The organism is Mycobacterium vicinigordonae, from assembly GCF_013466425.1.
Taxonomy (GTDB): domain Bacteria; phylum Actinomycetota; class Actinomycetes; order Mycobacteriales; family Mycobacteriaceae; genus Mycobacterium; species Mycobacterium vicinigordonae.
Map to the genome: position 1 here is coordinate 72,431 of NZ_CP059165.1, position 19,943 is coordinate 92,373.

The window sequence follows — 19,943 nt, forward strand, 5'->3', positions numbered from 1 at the left end:
TATGCGTCCATACGAAATCATGGTCATCCTTGACCCCACGCTTGACGAGCGCACCGTTGCCCCGTCGCTGGAGACGTTCCTGAACGTCGTCCGCAAAGACGGTGGATCGGTCGACAAGGTCGATATCTGGGGCCGACGGCGGCTGGCGTACGAGATCGCCAAGCACGCCGAAGGTATCTACGTGGTGATCGACCTTAAGGCCGCTCCCGCGACGGTCTCCGAACTCGACCGCCAGCTGAGCCTGAACGAGTCGGTGTTGCGCACCAAGGTGATGCGCACCGACAAGCACTAGCCGGTCTGTCGGGGCTGTTGCCTACGCTCGTTCCCAAAACCACCCACCAGGCGGACCAAGGAGGCAATCATGGCTGGTGACACGACCATTACCGTCGTCGGAAACCTCACCGCCGACCCCGAACTGCGGTTCACCCCCTCGGGTGCGGCCGTCGCGAACTTCACCGTGGCGTCCACGCCGCGGATCTACGACCGGCAGAGCGGGGAGTGGAAGGACGGCGAGGCGCTGTTCTTACGGTGCAATATCTGGCGTGAGGCCGCCGAAAACGTGGCCGAAAGCCTGACCCGTGGGGCGCGTGTGATCGTCACCGGACGGCTCAAGCAGCGGTCCTTCGAAACCCGTGAAGGTGAAAAGCGCACCGTGGTCGAGGTCGAGGTCGACGAGATCGGACCTTCGCTGAAGTACGCAACGGCCAAGGTCAACAAGGCCAGCCGCAGCGGCGGTGGCGGCGGTGGCGGCTTCGGTGGCGGTGGCGGCGGGTCGCGGCAGTCCGCACCGGCGCAGTCCGGCGGATCCGGCGACGACCCGTGGGGCAGCGCCCCGGCATCGGGTTCGTTCGCCGGCGGCGACGACGAACCACCTTTCTGACTTAGAGAACTTCAGAGCACGAGAACGGAAGAAAAACACTCATGGCCAAGTCCACCAAGCGGCGCCCGGCTCCGGAGAAGCCGGTCAAGGCACGCAAATGCGTCTTCTGCGCCAAGAAGGACCAGAACATCGACTACAAGGACACCGCGCTGCTGCGGACCTACATCAGTGAGCGCGGGAAGATCCGGGCTCGCAGGGTTACCGGTAACTGCGTGCAGCATCAGCGTGACATCGCCATCGCGGTGAAGAACGCTCGTGAGGTCGCGCTGCTGCCCTTCACCTCCTCGACGCGGTAAACACCGCGCGCACAACGAAAGAACGCAAACGATGAAGCTGATTCTGACGGCTGACGTCGACCACCTCGGTTCCCTGGGCGACACGGTCGAAGTCAAGGACGGGTACGGCCGCAACTTCTTGCTACCGCGTGGTCTGGCGATCGTCGCCTCGCGCGGAGCGCAGCGGCAGGCCGATGACATTCGCCGGGCCCGCGAGACGAAGACGGTCCGCGACCGCGAGCACGCGAACGAGATCAAGACCGCCATCGAGGCGCTGGGCCCGGTGTCCTTGCCGGTGAAGACGGCGGCCGACAGTGGCAAGTTGTTCGGTTCGGTCACCGCTGGTGACATCGTCACCGCGATCAAGAAGGCAGGCGGTCCCAACCTGGACAAGCGCATCGTCCGGCTGCCGAAGGCACACATCAAGTCGGTCGGCACGCACCCGGTGGTCGTACACCTTCACCCGGAGATCGATGTTGAGGTCTCCGTTGAAGTGGTCGCGCATAGCTAACTCCAAAGCTAACCCGGACCACCTTCGCACTTGCCCGGCGTGACCAAGATCGGACACGCCGGGCTTCGTGCTGCTCTGAGTTGCCTATGAACGCGGCGGGAGCTGGCTCCACGCTGGCGGGACGCTGGCGAACAAATCTGGCTGTGTTTGCGCGCATCCGGCGTAACCCCCTCGTTACCCACCGAAAATCTGGCTGAAAACCAACACGCCCGGCGCGATAACCTGGCCCGACACGCCGGTGAGATTGTTGTCCACACCGACGGCACGGCGTGGTATGGCTGGTAGCAGCACTGATACCGTCGCAACCCGCAATGATCCACAAGTTCTCCACAGTCCGCTCAACACCGTCATCGACGGCTATGCACACACGGTGCACAGCGTCATCAACAGGCCCCCTTTGATGGGGCGTCAGCAACGTTTACTTTCGTGCAGGCGCATTGGCGACGAGGGTGACGGGGGTTGGTGTCGGTGCCTTGGCTTACGCTCTGAATAGTGCCTTTCGAATGTATGTTCGGTACTGATATCGGAGGAGGTGAGGCGCATGGCGGTGGTCGACGACCTGCCGCATTCGGGGATGGACTCAGCGCCGCCCAGTGAGGATTACGGGCGCCAGCCTCCCCAGGATCTCGCCGCGGAGCAGTCGGTGCTCGGCGGGATGCTGTTGAGCAAGGACGCCGTCGCCGACGTCCTAGAGCGGTTGCGGCCGGGCGACTTCTACCGTCCGGCCCATCAGAACGTCTACGACGCCATCCTGGACTTGTACGGGCGTGGGGAGCCGGCGGACCCGGTGACCGTGGCCGCCGAATTAGACCGCCGCGGTCTGCTGCGCCGTATCGGTGGGGCGCCTTATCTGCACACTCTGATTTCGACGGTGCCGACAGCCGCGAACGCTGGTTACTACGCGGGCATCGTCGCCGAGAAGGCGCTGTTGCGCCGGCTGGTCGAAGCGGGCACCCGGGTGGTGCAGTACGGCTACGCCGGCGCCGACGGCGCGGACGTGGCCGAGATCGTCGACCGAGCTCAGGCCGAGATCTACGAGGTCGCCGATCGGCGAACCTCGGAAGACTTTGTGCCGCTTGAGGATCTGCTGCAGCCGACCATGGACGAGATCGACGCCATCGCCTCCAACGGAGGCATTTCTCGCGGCGTGCCGACCGGCTTCACCGAACTCGATGAGGTGACCAATGGGCTGCACCCGGGGCAGATGATCATCGTCGCGGCGCGCCCGGGCGTGGGTAAGTCCACCCTCGGTCTGGATTTCATGCGATCGTGCTCGATCAAGCACCGCATGGCCAGTGTCATCTTCTCGCTGGAGATGAGCAAGTCCGAAATCGTGATGCGGCTGTTGTCGGCTGAGGCGAAAATCAAACTCGCCGACATGCGTTCGGGCCGGATGACCGACGACGACTGGACCCGACTGGCACGGCGGATGAGTGAAATCAGCGAGGCGCCACTGTATATCGACGACTCACCCAACTTGACGATGATGGAGATCCGCGCCAAGGCCCGCCGGCTCCGGCAGAAGGCCAACCTCAAACTCGTCGTCGTCGACTACTTGCAGCTGATGACCTCGGGCAAGAAGCACGAGTCGCGGCAGGTCGAAGTATCGGAATTCTCAAGGCATCTCAAGCTTTTGGCCAAGGAACTCGAAGTGCCGGTGGTTGCGATCAGCCAGCTCAACCGTGGCCCCGAGCAGCGCACCGATAAGAAGCCGATGCTCTCTGACCTTCGCGAGTCGGGGTCGCTGGAGCAAGACGCGGATATGGTGATCCTTTTGAACAGGCCGGATGCATTTGAAAGAGATGACCCCCGCGGTGGAGAAGCGGATTTCATTCTGGCCAAACATCGTAACGGCCCGACGAAGACGGTGACCGTCGCGCATCAGCTGCATTTGTCGCGGTTCGCCAACATGGCCAGATGATTGTAGGTCTCTTGTCAGAGTAGCTGCTCGAAATGAGAGTCGCGCGCCGCTGCCTCCGCTTCAGGTGCAACCACTTGAGGGTGAATCGATCGATTCATAGTTGGAGGCTAGTGCGCGGGCAATTGGTGGCACCGTCGGAGCTCTTGCGGCAGCTGCGAAGCTTCCGGCTACCGCGAGGTCGCCTTGGTTGACGTGGCTGCCGCCGGCGCACGCGCAGTTGCTCGCGGCGGCCACCGGTGTACCGGCGGAGTCGTTCGAAGCGATGACGCTGAGCCAGTACGACGGGATCGCCTTGCATATTGATTTGATGCGGACACTCAGCATCTCAATCCAAACGAGCTCTGTTAAGGGTTCTGCCTTGTATGCCTAGGCAAAGCGGGCGGCCGGTGGCACAGTTGCGCGCTGAGCGATACCCGACTCACACCGGATCACGCTGGTGTGGCTGTTGTTTCACCCACCGTGATGCTGCCGGGCTCTCAGTCAAGGTCGAAACCAGCCGCCCTGCGCGGTTTGCGATGCCGATCGATGAGACTCGGACTATCGGGCGCCCCCTGCTGTTGGGGGCCCACGGGGTTCAGGGCGTATCGCTCGGCTCGGGTGTCATTGGGAGGCCATGAGTCGTGCGATTTGGCGCATGACGGTGCGGGTGGCTTGGTGTTTGATGTTGCCGATCGGGGAGCGGGCTGGCGGTGTCGGCGGCGCGGCGCCCAGGCGTGGAAAGAGTGCGAGGGCGTTGGCGGATTCGATCTCGGCGCGGGTGGCGGTGTCGAGGGGGTAGTTGTCGAGGTCGGCGGCGAAAAGCTGCGATGCGGGTAGGGGAGCGAAGGGCCAGTCGGACCCGAAGGTGATGTGCCCGGGTGCAGCGAAGGCGAGCAGGGTGGGCAGCGCGGCCGGGCTTGAGGACAGGGCGGTGTCGAAGTAGAAGCTGCGGAAGTCGTCGAGGGTGTCGGTGGGGCTGGCGCCGGTGTCGCCGGTGATGGCCACGGCCATGCGATGGCTGGCGTAGGGGACGAAGCCGCCGGCGTGGCTGAGGATGAATTTGATGTTGGGATAGGTGCGGCGGATTCCGTTGCGCACCAGCAGGTATGCCGCGCGTGTGGTGTCGAGGAGGAAGTCGGCGGCGAACGGCGCGACGTCGGGGACGGTGGGTCCGGGGAGGTCGGCGGGGTGGATGAACACGACCGCCGAGCGGGCGTCGAGGGCGGCGAACAGTTCGTCTTGTCCGGTTTGGCCGAGGTAGATGCCGGCGTTGTTGGCCAGCAGCACGACTCCGTCAGCGTTCAGGGTGTCCAGAGCGCGGACGGTTTCGCTGACGGCGGCGTCGATGTGCGGCAGGGGGATGGTTGCGAAAAACCCGAAGCGCTGGGGGTTTTCGGCCACCAGTGCTGCAGTGTAGTCGTTAAGGTCGCGGGCCAGAGCGCTGGCGTCGGCGGCCTGAGGCAGAAATGTGGTGCCTGGGGTTGAAACGGACAGGATCGCGGTGCTGACATCGAGGGCGTCCATGGTCTTCAGGGATGCCTGCGGGCTCCATTGCGGCAGTGCGCGGCCACCGGCCTCATCAATACCGGCTTTTTCCAGCGCGGCGCGGTAGAAGTCGGGGATGGCGTGGTGGTGGGTGTCGATGCGGGCCATAGGTTTTGTCCTTTCTCAGTTGTCGGCGATGCCGGGTCCCGACAGTGCGGGCACGGTGTCTTCGCGGTGCAGCCGGGAGGTTGCGCCGAGCCGGAATTGGTGCAGTTCGTCGATGTTGGTCTGGCCTTCGGGGGTGTGTCCCCAGATGCTGATGCCTTGGTGTGTGCTGGGTTGCCAGGTGGTCTCGTCGATGACGGTTGGGTTCCACCCCAGTTCCCATTCGAATCTTGTGGGTGTCGTGGCGTAGAAGGACAGGTCGTTGTCGTTGGTGTGTTGCCCCACGCACAGGGTTATGTCGAAGCTGAGTCGTTTGGCCCGGCGGTAGGCGCTGCTCATGTCGTCGAGGTCAGCGACTTGGATGTTGAGGTGTTGGATGCGGCTGCGAATCAACTTGAGTGGCAAGCGTTTAACTGTCGTCGCGGCGATACTGGCGGTGTGTTCGGTCAGGGCGACGGTGGTCATGCAGATACTCCGTTTCGGTGTTCGTTTTTGCGTGCCGGTGGGCACGGCGTGCGAAGGCCAGCCGGCGGCGGGGGCAGCGTGGCGGTGAGATCGGCTGCGGCGTAGATGAATCCGTCGGGGCGGATGACGACGGCTGCGGCCTTCTTTGAGCGCAGCCAGCTGCTCAGCGTGCCGGTGTGGTCGGCGATGTCGCTGCCGATCCGCAAGATGGGTACACCCAAATCGGCCCAGGCTCGGCGGCCCGCGGGCGCGGTGCTCAGGTGGAGCAGCGCCCACTGACCGCCCAGGACGTCATCGAGGCGCGCGACGGCGCCGGTGGCGTCGGTGACCCAGGGCTGCGGGATCTGCCAGCCGACGGCCTGGCTTTTGCCGCGGCCGGGCAGGGTGCGGGCGCCGGCGGCGAAAAACCCTGCGGCGTAAAAGGCGTCGGGGATCCAGAACAGTCTCTGCGAACCGGAGATCACGCCGGGCACTTTGGTGATGGTGCGGATCAGCAGGTTGCGTGCGCCGGCGAGCAGTTTGTTGCGTTCGGTGATGATGCGGCCGACCCTCACCGCGCGGCAGGTGACCTCGGTGACGTGTGGTTTGCGTTCGGCCTCATAGGAATCCAGAATTTCCTGCGGGGCCTGCCCAGCCAGCACAGCGGCCAGTTTCCAGCACAGGTTGGCCGCGTCGCGCACGCCGGCCGACATGCCTTGCCCGATCCAGGGTGGCATCGCGTGGGCGGCATCGCCGGCCAGAAAGACCCGGCCAACTCGCCAGCGGTCGGCGACGCGGACGTGGTGGCTGTAGATGACCGCGCGCAGAATCTTGACGTGCTCTTCGGTGATGCCCTGGTCGTGCAGCACTTGCCAGACGGCGGCGTCGCTGGTCAAGATGGCGTCGTCTTCGTCGGCGCGGGCGGGAAATTCCCAGCGGTGATGGCCCAGCGGGGTGGGGCAGTCGACGGTGGGCCGGTCGGGATTGCAGTGAAACCTCAACCGGTCGTGGGCATCCCACTCTTTGAGGACCTTGGTGTCGATGACCACCCACCGCTCACTGTAGGTGCGTCCGCTGTAGCCTATGCCTAGCAGGCCACGCGTCGGTGAGGAGCCGCCGTCGGCGGCGATCACATAAGAGGCCCGCACCGTGCGCAGGGTCTCGGTGCGCGCATCGAGCACCAGGAGTTCGGCGTGGTCGGCGTGGTTGCGGGTGCGCAGCACTTCGTGCTCAAGCAGCACCTCGACGTTGAGGAACCGGGCCACGCCCTCGCGCAGGACCGCGTCGACGGCGGGTTGGTAGAGGAACTGCTGGGGCGGGTGCCCGCTGCCGCGGGCGGCGATGGTCGATTCGATGAACGGAACACCGTCGGCATCGACAAAGGCGGTGGGCCGGTCGGGCAGCATGTCGCGCTGCAGCCGTTCGGCCAGCCCGACCGACTGCCAGATCCGCATCACCTCTTCATCGGTCGAGATCGCACGTGCCCGGCTGTACACATCGGAGTCGCGTTCGATGACCACGACGTTCAATCCGGCCTGGCCCAAAATGTTGGCGGCGGTGGCCCCGGTGGGTCCGTAGCCGATGATCGCCACGTCGTAGGTCGTCTCGCTCACTGGTGGTGTCCGTTCGTTCGGCGCCGCTGCCGGCCGCACTTGTCCTGTAGTGATCACTACGCTAATGTGGCGAGTGCTACAGAGTCAAGATGTGGAAGGTGAATACGGTGATGACCAGCAACGACCAGTCCTCCACCGCCCTAGAGGATGGCGCCCGGAGTCCCCGAGAGGCCCGCGCGACCGTGTCCCAGGAGGCTATTGCCCAGGCCGCCGCCGATCTGTGGGCCGCCCGCCGTGAGTGCTCCCCGATCCCGCCACTGACCCAGAGTTTCCCCGGCCTGGACGTCGCCGGGGCCTACGCGGTGCAGGAAGTGAACATGCGCCGCCGGCTGGCCGCCGGCGCGACGTTGGTGGGCCGCAAGATCGGTTTGACTTCGGCGCCGATGCAGCAACTGCTGGGTGTCGACGAACCCGACTATGGCTTCATCGTCGACGACATGGTCATCACCGGCGAGGCCGTGGCTGCAGAACGGTTCTGCGCACCCCGGATCGAACCTGAGGTCGCCTTCTTGTTGGGCAGTACCCTGCGCGGACCCGGTGTCACCGTGGCCGAGGTGCGGGCCGCGACCACGGCGGTGGCGGTCGCGCTGGAAATCGTCGACAGCCGCATCGCGGACTGGAAGCTGACGCTGCCCGACACCGTGGCCGACAACGCCTGCTCCGCGGCGGTCGTGCTCGGCGACTGGATCCCGTTCACCGGCGACATCGACCTGCCCCGCTGCGAGGCCACCTTGCACCTCAACGGTGCCCACATCGACTCGGGGACCGGGGATGCGGTGATGGGCGACCCGGCTGCCGCAGTCGCCTGGCTGGCCAACGCGCTGGCCGAGTACGACGTGGAACTGCCCGCGGGGCAGTTCGTCATATCCGGTTCGTTCACCTCGGCTGCGTTCGTGCACCCCGGTGACACGGCCGCTGCCACGATCAGCGGCCTGGGCTCGGTGTCGCTGAGCTTCAGCTAGAAGTAAAACCATGACTGCACAACATGATTGCCCGACTGTCAGCTGCTTCTCGGGGACGGAGACACCCGAAAGCGGGAGAGTCACGTACGCATAGTGCAGTTCCTTTAGCGCAAGCTCGACGAGACCCGCCCGTTCGAAGTAAAGCGCTTGGCAGGCGACAATGAGCCCCTTGTCCAATGCCCGCTCGGATTCCTCAAGCCGTGTATCGCTGCGGACGAAATATCTTATGGGCTAAGGAATTGACGTGGCTATAGGTCATTCGCTGCCACTGCTGGCCGCCTGATTTTGAACTACCGCCGCACCGAAGCTCTCGTCATCCACGTCTATGAGTAGAGGCGGGTGCGGCGAAGGCGGCTGCGCTTGCAGCAACGCCTGGGTGGTCTCAGCGCGGATCCTTCGTCGTGACTCTTGAGAATGTCGTGCCAATGCGCATACCCCAGCGGCCGGTCGCGACTCCCTCTCGAACGAGAACGTCGCCTTCACGGAAAGCAATCTTGTCTTTCCCGTTGTCGTCGACGTAATGCCCGGTCGCGGTCTTTCGTCTTGGATAAGTCGACCGAGGATCTGAACTCGGGGTGGGTGCGCGGAGTGACTCACCTATCAGTACGAATGCTTGTCCCATAACGATCACTACACTAGTGTAGTGATCGTTACATTAAATGGGTCGACGTACGGAATGTCTCATGACCCTACCTGCGGTGTCGCCGCCTCACCGGCATCGCTCTGACTCCGACGGGAACACACCACCATGTCTAAACTCCTGCTAGACCGCCCCGACACCGAACTCCTCGACGCCGCGCTGCTCGAGGCTCTTGACGAGGACCTGCGTCTGCCCGATGGCGAGCCGCCCGCGGAGCCCGAGGCGGCGAACGCGGCTGGGATGGTGCTGCGCCGCGTGTGTATCGAGTTCGTCCGCCGCTACCACCGGCTCGAGGTGCAGGTTGAGCCCGGTGTGCTGGATCGTCCGGTGCTGTTTGTGGCCAACCACGGATTCGGGGGCCTGTTTGATCTCAACGTGTTCGCCGTCGGCGCGGCCATCGAGCAGATGGGTGTCACACGGCCGGTGACCGCACTGGCCCACCAGTTCTCCTGGACGGTGGGGCTGGGCGCGCTGGCCGAAGGGCTGGGTTGTCGACCGGCGAGCCGCGACAGTGCCCGTGAGGCGTTCGCCGCGGGTCACCACTTGCTGGTGCTGCCCGGCGGCGATCTGGACGCCTTCAAGTCGTACAAGGACCGCAACCGCATCGTGTTCGGCGGGCGCAGCGGCTTCGCGAGGCTGGCCATGGAGCACGACTTACAGATCGTGCCGATCGTCACCGCCGGAGCCGGCGAATCGCTGCTGGCCCTGTCCAGCGGCCAGCGCCTGGCGCGGGCCTTGAAGCTGGATAAGACGCTGCGCCTCAAGGCGTTACCGATCAGCGTCTCGGTGCCGTGGGGTTTGAACATCGGTGCGGTCGGACTGCTGCCCTACGTGCCGCTGCCGACCAAACTGAGCACCCGCGTGCTGGCGCCGATGGTGCCCGCCGAGGGCGAAACCTCCGATGCGTTCGCCGAGCGGGTCCAGTCGGCGATGCAGAAGTCGCTGACCGACATGACCAAAAACCGGCGCCCCTTCCTGGGGTGAGCCCCATTGACCGGACCAAACCCTTCAGTTAGTGTAATGATCACTACAGGCATCCTAGGTCGGGTTGCGGCCTTGTCACTCTGCGTACCCGTGGACCGGCTCGCCGCGCGCGCAGCCCGTGCCCAGGGCTGAGGTGCCGGCGTCCGCGACGCGCGCTCGATAAGTGAGGCGAAACCGTATGTCTTCCTTCCTGTATTGGCTCGGTAGTCTGTTGACCCGACGCCGGGGCTGGGTGTTGGCGGCGTGGCTGTTGGTGCTGGCGGTGGCCGGCGGCGGCGCGGCGTTCAACACCGGGACCAACGACACCTTCGCCGTGCCGGGCACCCAGTCCCAAGACACCCTGGACTACCTGGGCCGGGTGTTCCCGCAGGTGTCGGGCAGCTCAGCGCAACTGGTGATCGTCGTCCCGCCCGGCAGTAACGTCACTGCACTGGCCGCACCGGCGACCGCCGTGGCGGTCACCCGACTCGCTGCCCTTGATCAGGTCGCTGCGGTGATCAACCCCTTCGACCCCGCGGCGGGGACCCATACACCCGCTGGAAGTCCCACACCGCGGATCCAGGCCCCGATCTCCACCGATCACCGGGCCGCTATCATCACCGCCCAGCTGCGTGTCGCGCTGACCGACGTGCACCCTGCCACCCGTACCCAGCTCACCACGATCGGCCATGACCTGGCCGCCGCGATCGGTCACGGCGCCACCGTCCACGTCGGCGGGCCAGCGTTTTCCAACCCGGTACCTAAGCTGAGCCCCACCGAAGGCATTGGCCTGCTGATCGCATTCGGGGTACTGCTGGCCGTGTTTGGATCGCTGATCGCAGCCGGGATGCCGCTGATGACCGCGATCCTGGGAGTGGCGATCTCGGTGGCGCTGATCTACACCGCCACCGTGGTGACCCCGGTGTCGTCGACCGCGCCGATGCTCGCGGTGATGCTGGGACTCGCGGTCGGGATCGACTACGCCCTATTTCTGCTGTCACGGCACCGCGACCAACTCGCCGAAGGCCTCGAGGTCGACGAGTCCATCGCCCGAGCCACCGCCACCGCCGGCTCGGCGGTGGTCTTCGCAGGTCTGACCGTCATCATCGCCCTGGTCGGTCTGGTCGTCGGACGCATCCCGTTTTTGACCACCATGGGCCTGTCCGCGGCTACCGCGGTGGCGATCGCGGTCGCGGTCGCGGTGACCTTGATCCCGGCCCTGATGAGCTTCGCCGGCGAACGCCTGCGCCCGGCGCCGCGGCGCACCACGTCTGGCGGCGGCGGGTGGGCGCGACGCTGGGTGCGCGCCGTCACCAAAATTCCCGCGCTCACCGTGGCGATCGTGATCGCCGCACTCACGGTGTGCACACTACCGACGACCCAGCTGCGTCTTGCGTTGCCCGACAACGGATCCGAAGAAGCCGGGAGTGCCGCACGCGACACATACGACACCGTCAGCCAGTTTTTCGGCCCCGGCTACAACGGCCCGCTCGTGGTGACCGCCGACATCATCGCCAGCACCGACCCGATCGGGGTGGTCAACACGATCGCCGAGCAGATCGCCCGGATGCCCGGGGTGGCGGCCGTCCCGCTGGCCAGCCCGGACCCCAAGGCCGACACCGGCGTCATCCAGGTCGTGCCCGCCGCCGCCCCGGACTCTGCGGCCACCGAGGATCTGGTCAACTCGTTGCGCGCCCAGCGCATCCACTTCCGGCAGGCCTACGGCATCGACACCGCTGTCACCGGGATCACCGCGGTCGGCGTCGATGTGTCCGCGCGCCTGGGCGCGGCCCTGCTGCCCTTCGGTGTGCTGGTCGTCGGGCTCTCACTGGTGTTGCTGGCCATGGTGTTCCGATCGATTTGGGTGCCCGTCAAAGCCGCCGCCGGCTACCTGCTGTCGGTCGGGGCGGCGTTCGGGGCCACCTCGTTCGTGTTCGGCCAAGGCCACCTGGCGGCGGCGCTGGGTGTTGAGCACACCGGTGCGGTGGTCAGCTTCTTACCGATCATCTTGATGGGTGTGCTGTTCGGGCTGGCCATGGACTACGAAGTGTTCCTAGTCTCCCGGATCCGGGAAAGCTATGTCCGGCACGGTGATCCGGGACAGGCCATCCAGGACGGATTCATCTCGGCCTCCCGCGTCGTGGTGGCGGCCGCGGTGATCATGTTCGCGGTGTTCGCCGCATTCGTGCCCGAAGGCAGCGCGATCATCAAACCGATCGCGTTCAGCTTGGCCGTCGGAGTGTTCATCGACGCGTTCGTGGTCCGCATGACCCTGGTTCCGGCGGTACTGGCGCTGCTGGGCCGCCACGCCTGGTGGCTACCGGGGGCCATCGACCGCCGGCTGCCGATCTTCGACGCCGAAGGCGATGGACTGATGCACGAACTGCGCCTGGCCGACTGGCCGACCCCCGACAGCGACGACGCGATCAACGCTGCCGGCCTGACCCGCACCGACGACCGCGGCCACGACGTCTACCGCGACATCAACCTCACCCTGGCCCGCGGGCACATCCTGGTCATTACCGGCGCCGGCCCGGCCGGCAAAACGGCGTTGCTCTATACCCTGGCCGCCCGCGTCGGACGCATCGACGGCGACCTCAAAGTTTTGGGATATGTTGTGCCCCAACACCTGCGCACCGTGCGCCGCCACGTCGCAGTGATTGACTGCCGCACCACCACCGACCCCGACACCGACGTCAACGCCGCACTGGGCGCCGACATCGCGCTGATCCTGCTCGACGACGTCGACCTGATCCTGCGCCCAGCCACCCGCGAGCACCTGCGCGCCGCACTGGCCGCGCGCACCACCGCCTCAGGACAGCCCGCCACATTCGTGCTGACCTGTCAGGACCCCGCCCGCATCGCCGACCTGCTGCCGGCCGACACCGGCGTCACCGACACCCTCGACCTGACCCTCGCCACGGTGGGAGCGCCGTCATGAACAGCACCGACCTTCGCGTGCGGCCCACCCCGCCCGACGCGGCGACCTGGCGAACCTGGGCGAGTCTGATCGTGCTGCCCGTGCTGGTGCTCACGCTGTTCTTGTGGGCCTTCTGGTCACCGCAGACCAACCACGGCGCCGCCACCGCGGCCGTGGTCAACGACGATCACCCGGTCACCATCGACGGCCAAACCCTGCCGCTGGGCCGCCAACTTGCCGCCAACCTCATCACCGCCCACGCCGCCTACAGCTGGGTCCTCACCGACGCCGCCGACGCCCGCAACGGGCTGGCCCGCGGCCGCTACGGCGCGGTGGTGTACATCCCATCAGACTTCTCGGCCAAGGCGACGTCCTCGGCCAGCCCGAACCCGCTAGCTGCCGGTCAGGCCCAGATACGAGTGCAGACCTCCAACGCCACCGGTGTGGCCGACCCCCTGGTCAGCACCCAGATCGCCGAAGTCATCCTGCACACCCTCAACCAGCAGATCGTCAAGACTTACCTCGACAAGGTCTACCTGTCGTTCTCGACCATTCACGACCAGCTCGACCACGCCGCCAGCGGCGCAACACAATTGGCCGACGGCGCCGACCAACTCAGCACCGGAGCCACTCAGCTGTCGACGGGAACCGCGCAACTGGCCGGCGGACTCAACGACGCCGAGGCCAAGCTCAACGATGCCCGCGCCGCGGTCAACGGCCTGCAACACCAGCTGCAAGTCCCGCCGCCACCATCGGGCGGGCCCCTGTCCCAAATCGAGCGCCTCGCCGCCGGCCTGGACAGTGCCGCCGTCGGCGCCACCAAGGTCAACGACGGCGCACACCAACTCGACAGCGGACTGCGCCAGTTATCCAGCGGCGCGCACCAATTGGCCGAGCAACTCGCCCGCGGCCGCGACCAGGTGCCCTCCTACGATCAAGCCCAACGCGAGCGCCTCACCAACGTCGCCGCCACCCCGGCCGTCGCGCTCACCGACACCACCGATCTAGGCGCCGCCGTGGCCGCCGTCGGCGTCACGCTGGCGTTGTGGAGCGCCGCGCTGGCCACCTACATCATCACCCGCGCCCTGCCCGCCGCCGTGCTGACCTCAAGAGAATCCACCCGCGCCATCGTGGCCCGCGCTGCCGCCCCGGGGGTCGCGGTCGCGCTGACCGCCGCCGCCGTCGTCACCGCAATCCTGCTGTCGGTCCTGCACCTCAGCCCCACCCGCTGGTGTGCCCTGCTGGGAGTGACCGCCTTGGCCGCGCTCACCTTCACCGCCCTCAACCAAGCCGCCACTGCGATACTGCGACGCCCCGGCCGCTTCCTTTGCATCACCGTGCTGGTGCTGGCCATCGTCACCAATCTGACCTCCACGATCCCGGCCACCCTGCACACCCTCGGCAGCTACCTGCCCACCCACGCCGCCGTGCTGGCGTTGCGCGGCGTCATCACCGGCTCCGACAGCGTCGGCGGCGGTATCGGGCAACTGATGGCCTGGCTGATCGGCGCCGCCGCCGCGACACTGCTGATCACCGAACACCGCCGTGCCCTGAGTAGCGCACAACTCCAGCTCGGACGGAACACGCCGCCGCTCGCTTGACCCCCGGCAGCCAGCTGGTGGCGTACTGCAGGCCGATCCCGTCGATGGCGCCGTTGATCGCGATCGTCGACACCGGTTGTGTCACAGAAAATCTCGCAGCAGGTCGGCGAAACGGTCGGGGTGTTCGAACTGCAGCCAGTGCCCGGCGCTCTTGACGATCTCCAGTCGCGCGTTGGGCAGCATCGCGGCATACCAGCGGCTGGCCTGCGGGTCGATGATGCGGTCGCTGTCGCCGTGTACCAGCAACACCGGGTGGGTGATGGTGGCCATGGTCTCAGCGGTGATCGGCAAGGGCCCGCCGGTAGGTGCGAACGTGGCACGGTGGGAGCGTTCCACCTCCGGGCGCGTCGCGCGCAGCATCCGCTCGGCGGCGATGCCCATAAGTTGGTCCCCGAAAACCCCGGAGTCGCTGACGAACTGGGTCAACAGCCGGCTCATCGCCTCCACAGACGGGTCGTCGTAGAACAGGATCAGCGAGACCAACCCGCGGGTTGGGGGCAGCGGCGCTCCGCCGGCGCCCATCAGTACCAGACGGCGCACCCGCTGCGGGTGTGCCAGCGTCAAGCACATGCCAACGATGGCGCCCATCGAGTTGCCGACGATGTCGACCTGATCGATCCCCAACTGGTCGAGTAGCGCGATCAGGGTGGCGACCCGCAAATCGGTGAACGCGGCGATACCCTGCGGCGGCGGATCGGGGTGGGTGGAGTCGCCAAACCCGATCACATCGGGAGCCAGGTTGTAGAAGTCACCGGCCAGGGCGGCCAGCAGGTTCTCCCAGTTGGTCAGGGCCGTGACACCGGGTCCAGATCCATGCAGCCACAGCACCGGTCGGCTAGCGGGGTCTCCTGAGGTGGACAGATGGAACCGGACATCGCCGACGGCCACATCCTGAGTGGTGATCGTCGATGTCGTCACAAGGCCGCCCCTACCGCGGCGTGCACGATGCCCGGCACCGGCGCATCGTCGGGGCGATAATGACCTGAGCTGCTCATCGCGTCGTAGTGCCCGGGCGGCCACGGTGAGCTGGTGTCGATCGTTTTTCCGCCCGAGCCGTACTCGATCTCAAAACCCGACGGCCCCCGCACATAGAACGAGTACATCTCGTCATTGGTGTGGCGGCCCAGCGTCATCGCGACGGGTAATCCACAGTTCTGCACCAGCTTCCACGCGGACTCGACAGTCTGCGGGTCCGCTACTTCCAGCATCAGGTGGTGAAAGCCACGCAGACCGGGCACCGCGGTGAACGCCAGGCTGTGATGGCGGGCATTGCAGTGCAGGAACCGCACCGTGATGCCGTCCTCGATGTCATCGGATATCCGAAAACCCAGTACATCGACGAAAAACTCGGTGGCCGCCTCGAAGTCGGGCACGATCAACACGCCATGGCCCAGACCCTGATCGCCGGTGACGAACGACACCCCAGCCCGACCGGGCACGAAAGCCTCAGCAGCGGCGGGGATTCCGTGCACGAGTTCGTGGCGGAAGCCGAACGGGTCGATAAACCATGCAGCCCCGTCGACGCCTCGGGCTTGGGCCAATGCGTCGTCGACATGGACTACGACACCCCGCGCGGATAGCCGCGCGGCGATTGCGGCCAGGTTCTCGGGGCCAGCGACCGACCAGCCAAGGTAAGCGACGTCGTTGGTGTCACCGGGATGGATCGCGATGCGCCACGGGGCGTCATCGCTGCGCAACCGCAGCGCGCCGTCACCATCTGGCTCGGCAACTTGCAGACCGAGAACGTCGGGGCCGAAGGTGGCCCACTGCTGATAGTCCGGTGAGGTGAACCCGATGTAGGACAGTGCCTGGATCACAGCACCATCTCCGGGGTCTTGGTGCCCATCAGCGAGCCGCCGACGGATTTGGCCAGCGGGTCGGCAACTAGATAAGCATGCCCCATGGCGGCTTGGATGTCCTGGAATCGGCGCTGCAGTGGGTGATTGAGGAACACCGAGCGGCCCGACGCGGCGCGCATCAGATCTCCAATCGCCGCCGCCACGAGTTCACAGCTGCGGTTGAGGTTCCAGCGGAATCGGCCTCGCTGCTCCATTGTCGCGATAACGCCGTCGAGAGCCATCTGCCACAGCGTGTCGACGTCGGTGTGCAGCATCGCCAGCGCGGCATCCAGCGTCCAGGTCGCCTCGGCCAGCCGGCGCTGGGTCAACGGATCATCGGCCTGCGCCAGGCCTGGCGGGATAACCCGGGTGGACGACTCCTGGGTCCAGCGCTGCACGAAACCGGTGGCTGAACCCAGCACGCTGGCGGCCAGTGCGATGTTGAAAACCACCGACCACGGCAGCAGATATAGCGGTCCGGGATTGACCTGCTGGCCGGGCAGGGGCTTTCCGAACGCGTAATCTAAATGTGATTGCGAACGGTGTTCGGGGACAAAGGTTTCTGCGACCACGATGTCTTTGCTGCCGGTGCCGCGCAGTCCTGCGACATGCCAGTTGTCCTCGATGCGGTACTGGTCGGCGTGCAGCAGAAACGACCGGTACTCGGACCCCTCCGGTCCGCGCAGGATCGCCCCGACGTTGACCCCCTCGCAGTGGTCACACCCCGAGGAGAAGGACCAGCGGCCCGATACCTGATACCCGCCGTTGACGCGCTGGGCCGTCCCGGTCGGGTTGTAGGACGACGAATGCATCCGTGCTGGCTCGTCGCCCCACATCTCCTGCTGGGCCTGATCCGGGAACAACGCCAGCTGCCACGGGTGCACCCCGATGACACCGGTCACCCAGCCCGCCGACGGCGAGGCCTTCGATACCTCGATGACGCAGTCGACGAACTCCCGCAGGGAGACTTCGCCGCCGCCGAACCGCGCTGGCTGCAAGGCCCGCAGAAACCCGATGTCCTGCAACTGTTTCCACACATTGTCCGGTAACTGGCGTAATTCGGCGGCCTCGTCCTCGGCGGCGGCCAGTTCCGGAGCGATCCGCTGCGCCTCATCGATTAGCGACATAGCCCACTTCCTCCTGTAGTGAGCGATACAATAAGGAAGGTTTGACGGTAAAGTCAAGAGCAGGAAAAACAGGAGGCCACCATGACCACCACCCCGGATAAACCCCGCCAGCGCCGCGTCAACGGCGAAGCGTCGAGGTTGAAGATCCTGCAAGCAGCAACCGAGATCGCCGCCGAGCGGGGCTACGAGGGCACCTCAATCGGGCTGGTCAGTGAGCGCTCAGGCCTGCCCGCAAGTTCGATCTACTGGCACTTCAAGGACAAAGACGCGCTCATCGCCGCCGTCATCGACCACAGCTTTGAGACCTGGCTTTCCAACGCCGGCATCGGACCAGAGCTTCCCGAAGGACCAATCGATGACCAACTCAAAGCGATGATGCAGGGCACAGCTAAAGCACTGCGGGAATCCTCGGACTTCCTGCGCCTCGGTCTGATGCTTACCCTGGAGCGACGCCCCGAAGAACCCACTGCCCGGCGCCGATTCCTGGCTGTGCGTGACGCGACCCTGACACGCACCATCGCAACGTTCGCCCGGCTGTTCCCCGACCTCGACGAGTCCGCGCTACGGACCCTCGCCACTTTCACTATGGCCACCGCCGACGGACTGTTCATCGTCAGCGAAATCGACGGCGACGGCGCCGACATCACCGCAGAATTCGACATGCTCGCCTCCGCCATCCATGGCGCTGTCACCCACCTGCGCAATCGTTGAACCGAAGCCGTTCAACGCCACTCGCCGCATCTGCACGACCAGCAGTGGCAGCACCCGACTCTCCCCTGTGCCCGCTGCACCCACTCCGTCTGGAACCCCCCGCGAGCGTGAGTAATCGAGCAGCTAGAAATCGCTTGGAAGTAACTGCGCATGTGATGTCAAATTTGAAGTGGTAGTGAGACAAGCCGATGTGCGTGCTGGGAGATTGGGCCTAGTGTAGGTTCTCGCGGCGCGCTTCAAGATCTCACGTTTAACTGTCGATGAACTTCAAAACTGAAGCGCCAGTGAGACTCAGAGATGCGGGTGCGGCTGAGAGGTGTGGGTTGCCCACTCCGCCGCTCTCGTCTAAACACCTCTTGGCGACTCCAAAGGCATGCGGTGCATGGGAAGCTCACTCGACGGTCTGGTGTTGTGTCGCAACCGATTCCATATCCTCACGACCAGTTTCATCTCGGCACTAGAATCCCAAAGGCGACGCCCGCTACTGCAGCCAGACTTGAGAACCGACAGACGGCACCGGGTCGAATCGAGAAACTTCTACCGCAGAACCGCCCTGCCGAACCAATGGCACAGCAGCAGGGCCACTTCGACATCGAGACGATCGTCGGCAATCGGTCGGCCCCGACGTTCGACTGCGCGGTTCACGCGATACTTGACGGAATTCGAATGTAGGTGCAATTCCTCAGCGGCAGCCTTATGGCTGGATCCGGTGCGCAGGAAAGTCCGCAACGTGTCACGCAACCGCTCGTCGGACTCGGTGTCGGAAGCGAGCGGACCGAGTACCTCCGTGATCCATGCGGAAGCCGCTTCGATGTCGTCGCCTAGCAGCGCGGCCATTTCCAGCCCAGGATCGCGGGGGGTGATGATCCGGTCGGTGACGATACCCGAAATGAGCGCTACTGAGCGGCCATGTTCCGCCTGCTGATGTGAACGGCGAAATCCGGCGATGTCGGGCAGTGGGTTACCGGCAGAGATCGACGGTGCGCTCGGTGTTGATTTGACGAACCGCCGGATCCTTTCCAACACATCCGGTTTCGATGCGCTAGGCATCGGGATCCAAGCCCATGCGGTCACTCGGTCCACTGAGATGAACAGCGGAGCCTCCTGGGAGCCCAGCGCTTTCGAGAGCTTGTGCACACATGCTTCCATCGCATCTAGCTCGCCGCCGTCGTCGGACTCGGCGCACCACACGACAATCCCGACGTGGATTCGGCGAAGCGGGTAGCGGATCGCAATGGCCGCCGCGTCGACGTCGACATCGCCACCGGCGAGCAACTCACGAACATGTAACGTGCGCAGGGTATTTCGGTTTCCTAACCAACGTTCACGTTCTTCCTGATAGGTGGCGAGCATCAGCTGCGAGATCAGGTCGATATAAGCGAAGGACACCCCCTCCATTTGCTCGTAGACCGCCAGGCGCAACGTGGGGTCGCTGACGTAGCTCCTGATCTCGTCGAGTACGAAGGCCAGCGCCGCGCGGTGGCCGAGGCGGTAGGCACGCACCAACGCGTCGGCGGACACTTCGCGCTGAGCTAGTCGACGGGCGTACTCGAGCGCGGCGGTCGGCGGTTCGATGTGTTCGACGGGGATGCCGTTGCGAATTGCCGAGAAGAACGTGTCGACGTTGGACGCGACAGTGTCACGCATCAACTGAATCAGCTGCGCATCGCCGTCCAGGTCAGTGATCTCGCTGACCAGCAGCTGCTGTATTGCCTGCGTAGCAGCCTCCAACTGGCTGTCCAGTCGGGCGGCGACCTCCGCAGCGGTCTTCACGATGATCGTCCGGTCGGTTCGACTTCCGTCGGCCCCCATGCTTCGACGGTAGTTGGACTTGTCCCCGGAAGACAATGGTGCGCTGATCGTTGTCCCCAGACGACGTCGACGCAGCGACGTGAGGTGAGTAGCTTT

General features: G+C 65.3%; 17 protein-coding genes and 1 pseudogene. 11 read left to right on the forward strand and 7 right to left on the reverse strand.

Features of this window, described 5'->3' with window-relative positions:
• The first annotated feature begins 1 nt into the window (after position 1).
• The 6 genes from rpsF to H0P51_RS00370 all read left to right on the forward strand — a co-directional run bounded on the left by rpsF (position 2) and on the right by H0P51_RS00370 (position 3,957).
• Complete coding sequence (gene rpsF, locus H0P51_RS00345; protein WP_085270447.1) at positions 2 to 292, forward strand: 30S ribosomal protein S6; 291 nt, start codon at positions 2 to 4, stop codon at positions 290 to 292.
• Between the two features lie 69 nt (positions 293 to 361).
• Complete coding sequence (locus H0P51_RS00350; RefSeq protein ID WP_180916096.1) at positions 362 to 880, forward strand: single-stranded DNA-binding protein; 519 nt, start codon at positions 362 to 364, stop codon at positions 878 to 880.
• Between the two features lie 41 nt (positions 881 to 921).
• The gene (gene rpsR / locus H0P51_RS00355; RefSeq protein WP_180916097.1) at positions 922 to 1,176 is read left to right on the forward strand and encodes a 30S ribosomal protein S18; all 255 of its coding nucleotides are present in this window, start codon (positions 922 to 924) and stop codon (positions 1,174 to 1,176) included.
• Positions 1,177 to 1,207: 31 nt separating this feature from the next.
• Positions 1,208 to 1,666, forward strand: coding sequence for a 50S ribosomal protein L9 (gene rplI, locus H0P51_RS00360; protein ID WP_180916098.1), 459 nt, complete (start codon positions 1,208 to 1,210; stop codon positions 1,664 to 1,666).
• Between the two features lie 541 nt (positions 1,667 to 2,207).
• Entirely contained in the window at positions 2,208 to 3,587 is a 1,380-nt protein-coding gene (gene dnaB, locus H0P51_RS00365; RefSeq protein WP_180916099.1) for a replicative DNA helicase, read from the forward strand.
• A gap of 187 nt (positions 3,588 to 3,774) precedes the next feature.
• Positions 3,775 to 3,957, forward strand: coding sequence for a hypothetical protein (locus H0P51_RS00370; RefSeq protein WP_180916100.1), 183 nt, complete (start codon positions 3,775 to 3,777; stop codon positions 3,955 to 3,957).
• Between the two features lie 230 nt (positions 3,958 to 4,187).
• Here the strand turns inward: H0P51_RS00370 and H0P51_RS00375 are convergent, their stop codons facing one another.
• From H0P51_RS00375 to H0P51_RS00385, 3 genes and pseudogenes are all read right to left on the reverse strand, one after another.
• A complete protein-coding gene (locus tag H0P51_RS00375; protein WP_180916101.1) occupies positions 4,188 to 5,219 on the reverse strand; it encodes an amidohydrolase family protein in 1,032 nt (343 codons plus the stop codon).
• A gap of 15 nt (positions 5,220 to 5,234) precedes the next feature.
• Positions 5,235 to 5,666 (reverse strand): annotated as a pseudogene (locus tag H0P51_RS00380) (VOC family protein); the annotation flags it as partial.
• 11 nt (positions 5,667 to 5,677) lie between these two features.
• Complete coding sequence (locus tag H0P51_RS00385; RefSeq protein WP_180916103.1) at positions 5,678 to 7,273, reverse strand: bifunctional 3-(3-hydroxy-phenyl)propionate/3-hydroxycinnamic acid hydroxylase; 1,596 nt, start codon at positions 7,271 to 7,273, stop codon at positions 5,678 to 5,680.
• A gap of 110 nt (positions 7,274 to 7,383) precedes the next feature.
• Here H0P51_RS00385 and H0P51_RS00390 point away from each other — a divergent pair, with 110 nt between their 5' ends.
• From H0P51_RS00390 to H0P51_RS00405, 4 genes are all read left to right on the forward strand, one after another.
• Entirely contained in the window at positions 7,384 to 8,235 is an 852-nt protein-coding gene (locus H0P51_RS00390; RefSeq protein WP_180916104.1) for a 2-keto-4-pentenoate hydratase, read from the forward strand.
• A 748-nt stretch (positions 8,236 to 8,983) separates the two neighbouring features.
• Entirely contained in the window at positions 8,984 to 9,859 is an 876-nt protein-coding gene (locus H0P51_RS00395; RefSeq protein WP_180916105.1) for a 1-acyl-sn-glycerol-3-phosphate acyltransferase, read from the forward strand.
• 178 nt (positions 9,860 to 10,037) lie between these two features.
• Complete coding sequence (locus tag H0P51_RS00400; protein WP_180916106.1) at positions 10,038 to 12,779, forward strand: MMPL family transporter; 2,742 nt, start codon at positions 10,038 to 10,040, stop codon at positions 12,777 to 12,779.
• Positions 12,776 to 14,359, forward strand: coding sequence for a YhgE/Pip family protein (locus H0P51_RS00405; RefSeq protein WP_180916107.1), 1,584 nt, complete (start codon positions 12,776 to 12,778; stop codon positions 14,357 to 14,359). The genes H0P51_RS00400 and H0P51_RS00405 overlap by 4 nt, the downstream gene beginning before the upstream one ends.
• An 81-nt stretch (positions 14,360 to 14,440) precedes the next feature.
• Here the strand turns inward: H0P51_RS00405 and H0P51_RS00410 are convergent, their stop codons facing one another.
• The 3 genes from H0P51_RS00410 to H0P51_RS00420 are packed head-to-tail and all read right to left on the reverse strand — an operon-like array spanning position 14,441 to position 17,324.
• The gene (locus tag H0P51_RS00410; protein WP_180916108.1) at positions 14,441 to 15,277 is read right to left on the reverse strand and encodes an alpha/beta fold hydrolase; all 837 of its coding nucleotides are present in this window, start codon (positions 15,275 to 15,277) and stop codon (positions 14,441 to 14,443) included.
• Complete coding sequence (locus H0P51_RS00415) at positions 15,274 to 16,176, reverse strand: VOC family protein (protein ID WP_180916109.1); 903 nt, start codon at positions 16,174 to 16,176, stop codon at positions 15,274 to 15,276. The genes H0P51_RS00410 and H0P51_RS00415 overlap by 4 nt, the downstream gene beginning before the upstream one ends.
• Positions 16,173 to 17,324, reverse strand: coding sequence for an acyl-CoA dehydrogenase family protein (locus H0P51_RS00420; RefSeq protein ID WP_180916110.1), 1,152 nt, complete (start codon positions 17,322 to 17,324; stop codon positions 16,173 to 16,175). Before H0P51_RS00420 ends, H0P51_RS00415 begins: the two co-directional genes overlap by 4 nt.
• A gap of 81 nt (positions 17,325 to 17,405) precedes the next feature.
• On the opposite strand from H0P51_RS00420, the gene H0P51_RS00425 reads away from it, so the two are divergent.
• Positions 17,406 to 18,035 (forward strand): TetR/AcrR family transcriptional regulator, encoded by a 630-nt coding sequence (locus H0P51_RS00425; RefSeq protein WP_180916111.1) that lies wholly within the window; start codon positions 17,406 to 17,408, stop codon positions 18,033 to 18,035.
• A 537-nt stretch (positions 18,036 to 18,572) separates the two neighbouring features.
• On the opposite strand, the gene H0P51_RS00430 is transcribed toward H0P51_RS00425, so the two are convergent.
• Positions 18,573 to 19,847, reverse strand: a complete 1,275-nt coding sequence (locus tag H0P51_RS00430) for a PucR family transcriptional regulator (protein WP_180916112.1) — start codon at positions 19,845 to 19,847, stop codon at positions 18,573 to 18,575.
• Between the last annotated feature and the right edge of the window lie 96 nt (positions 19,848 to 19,943).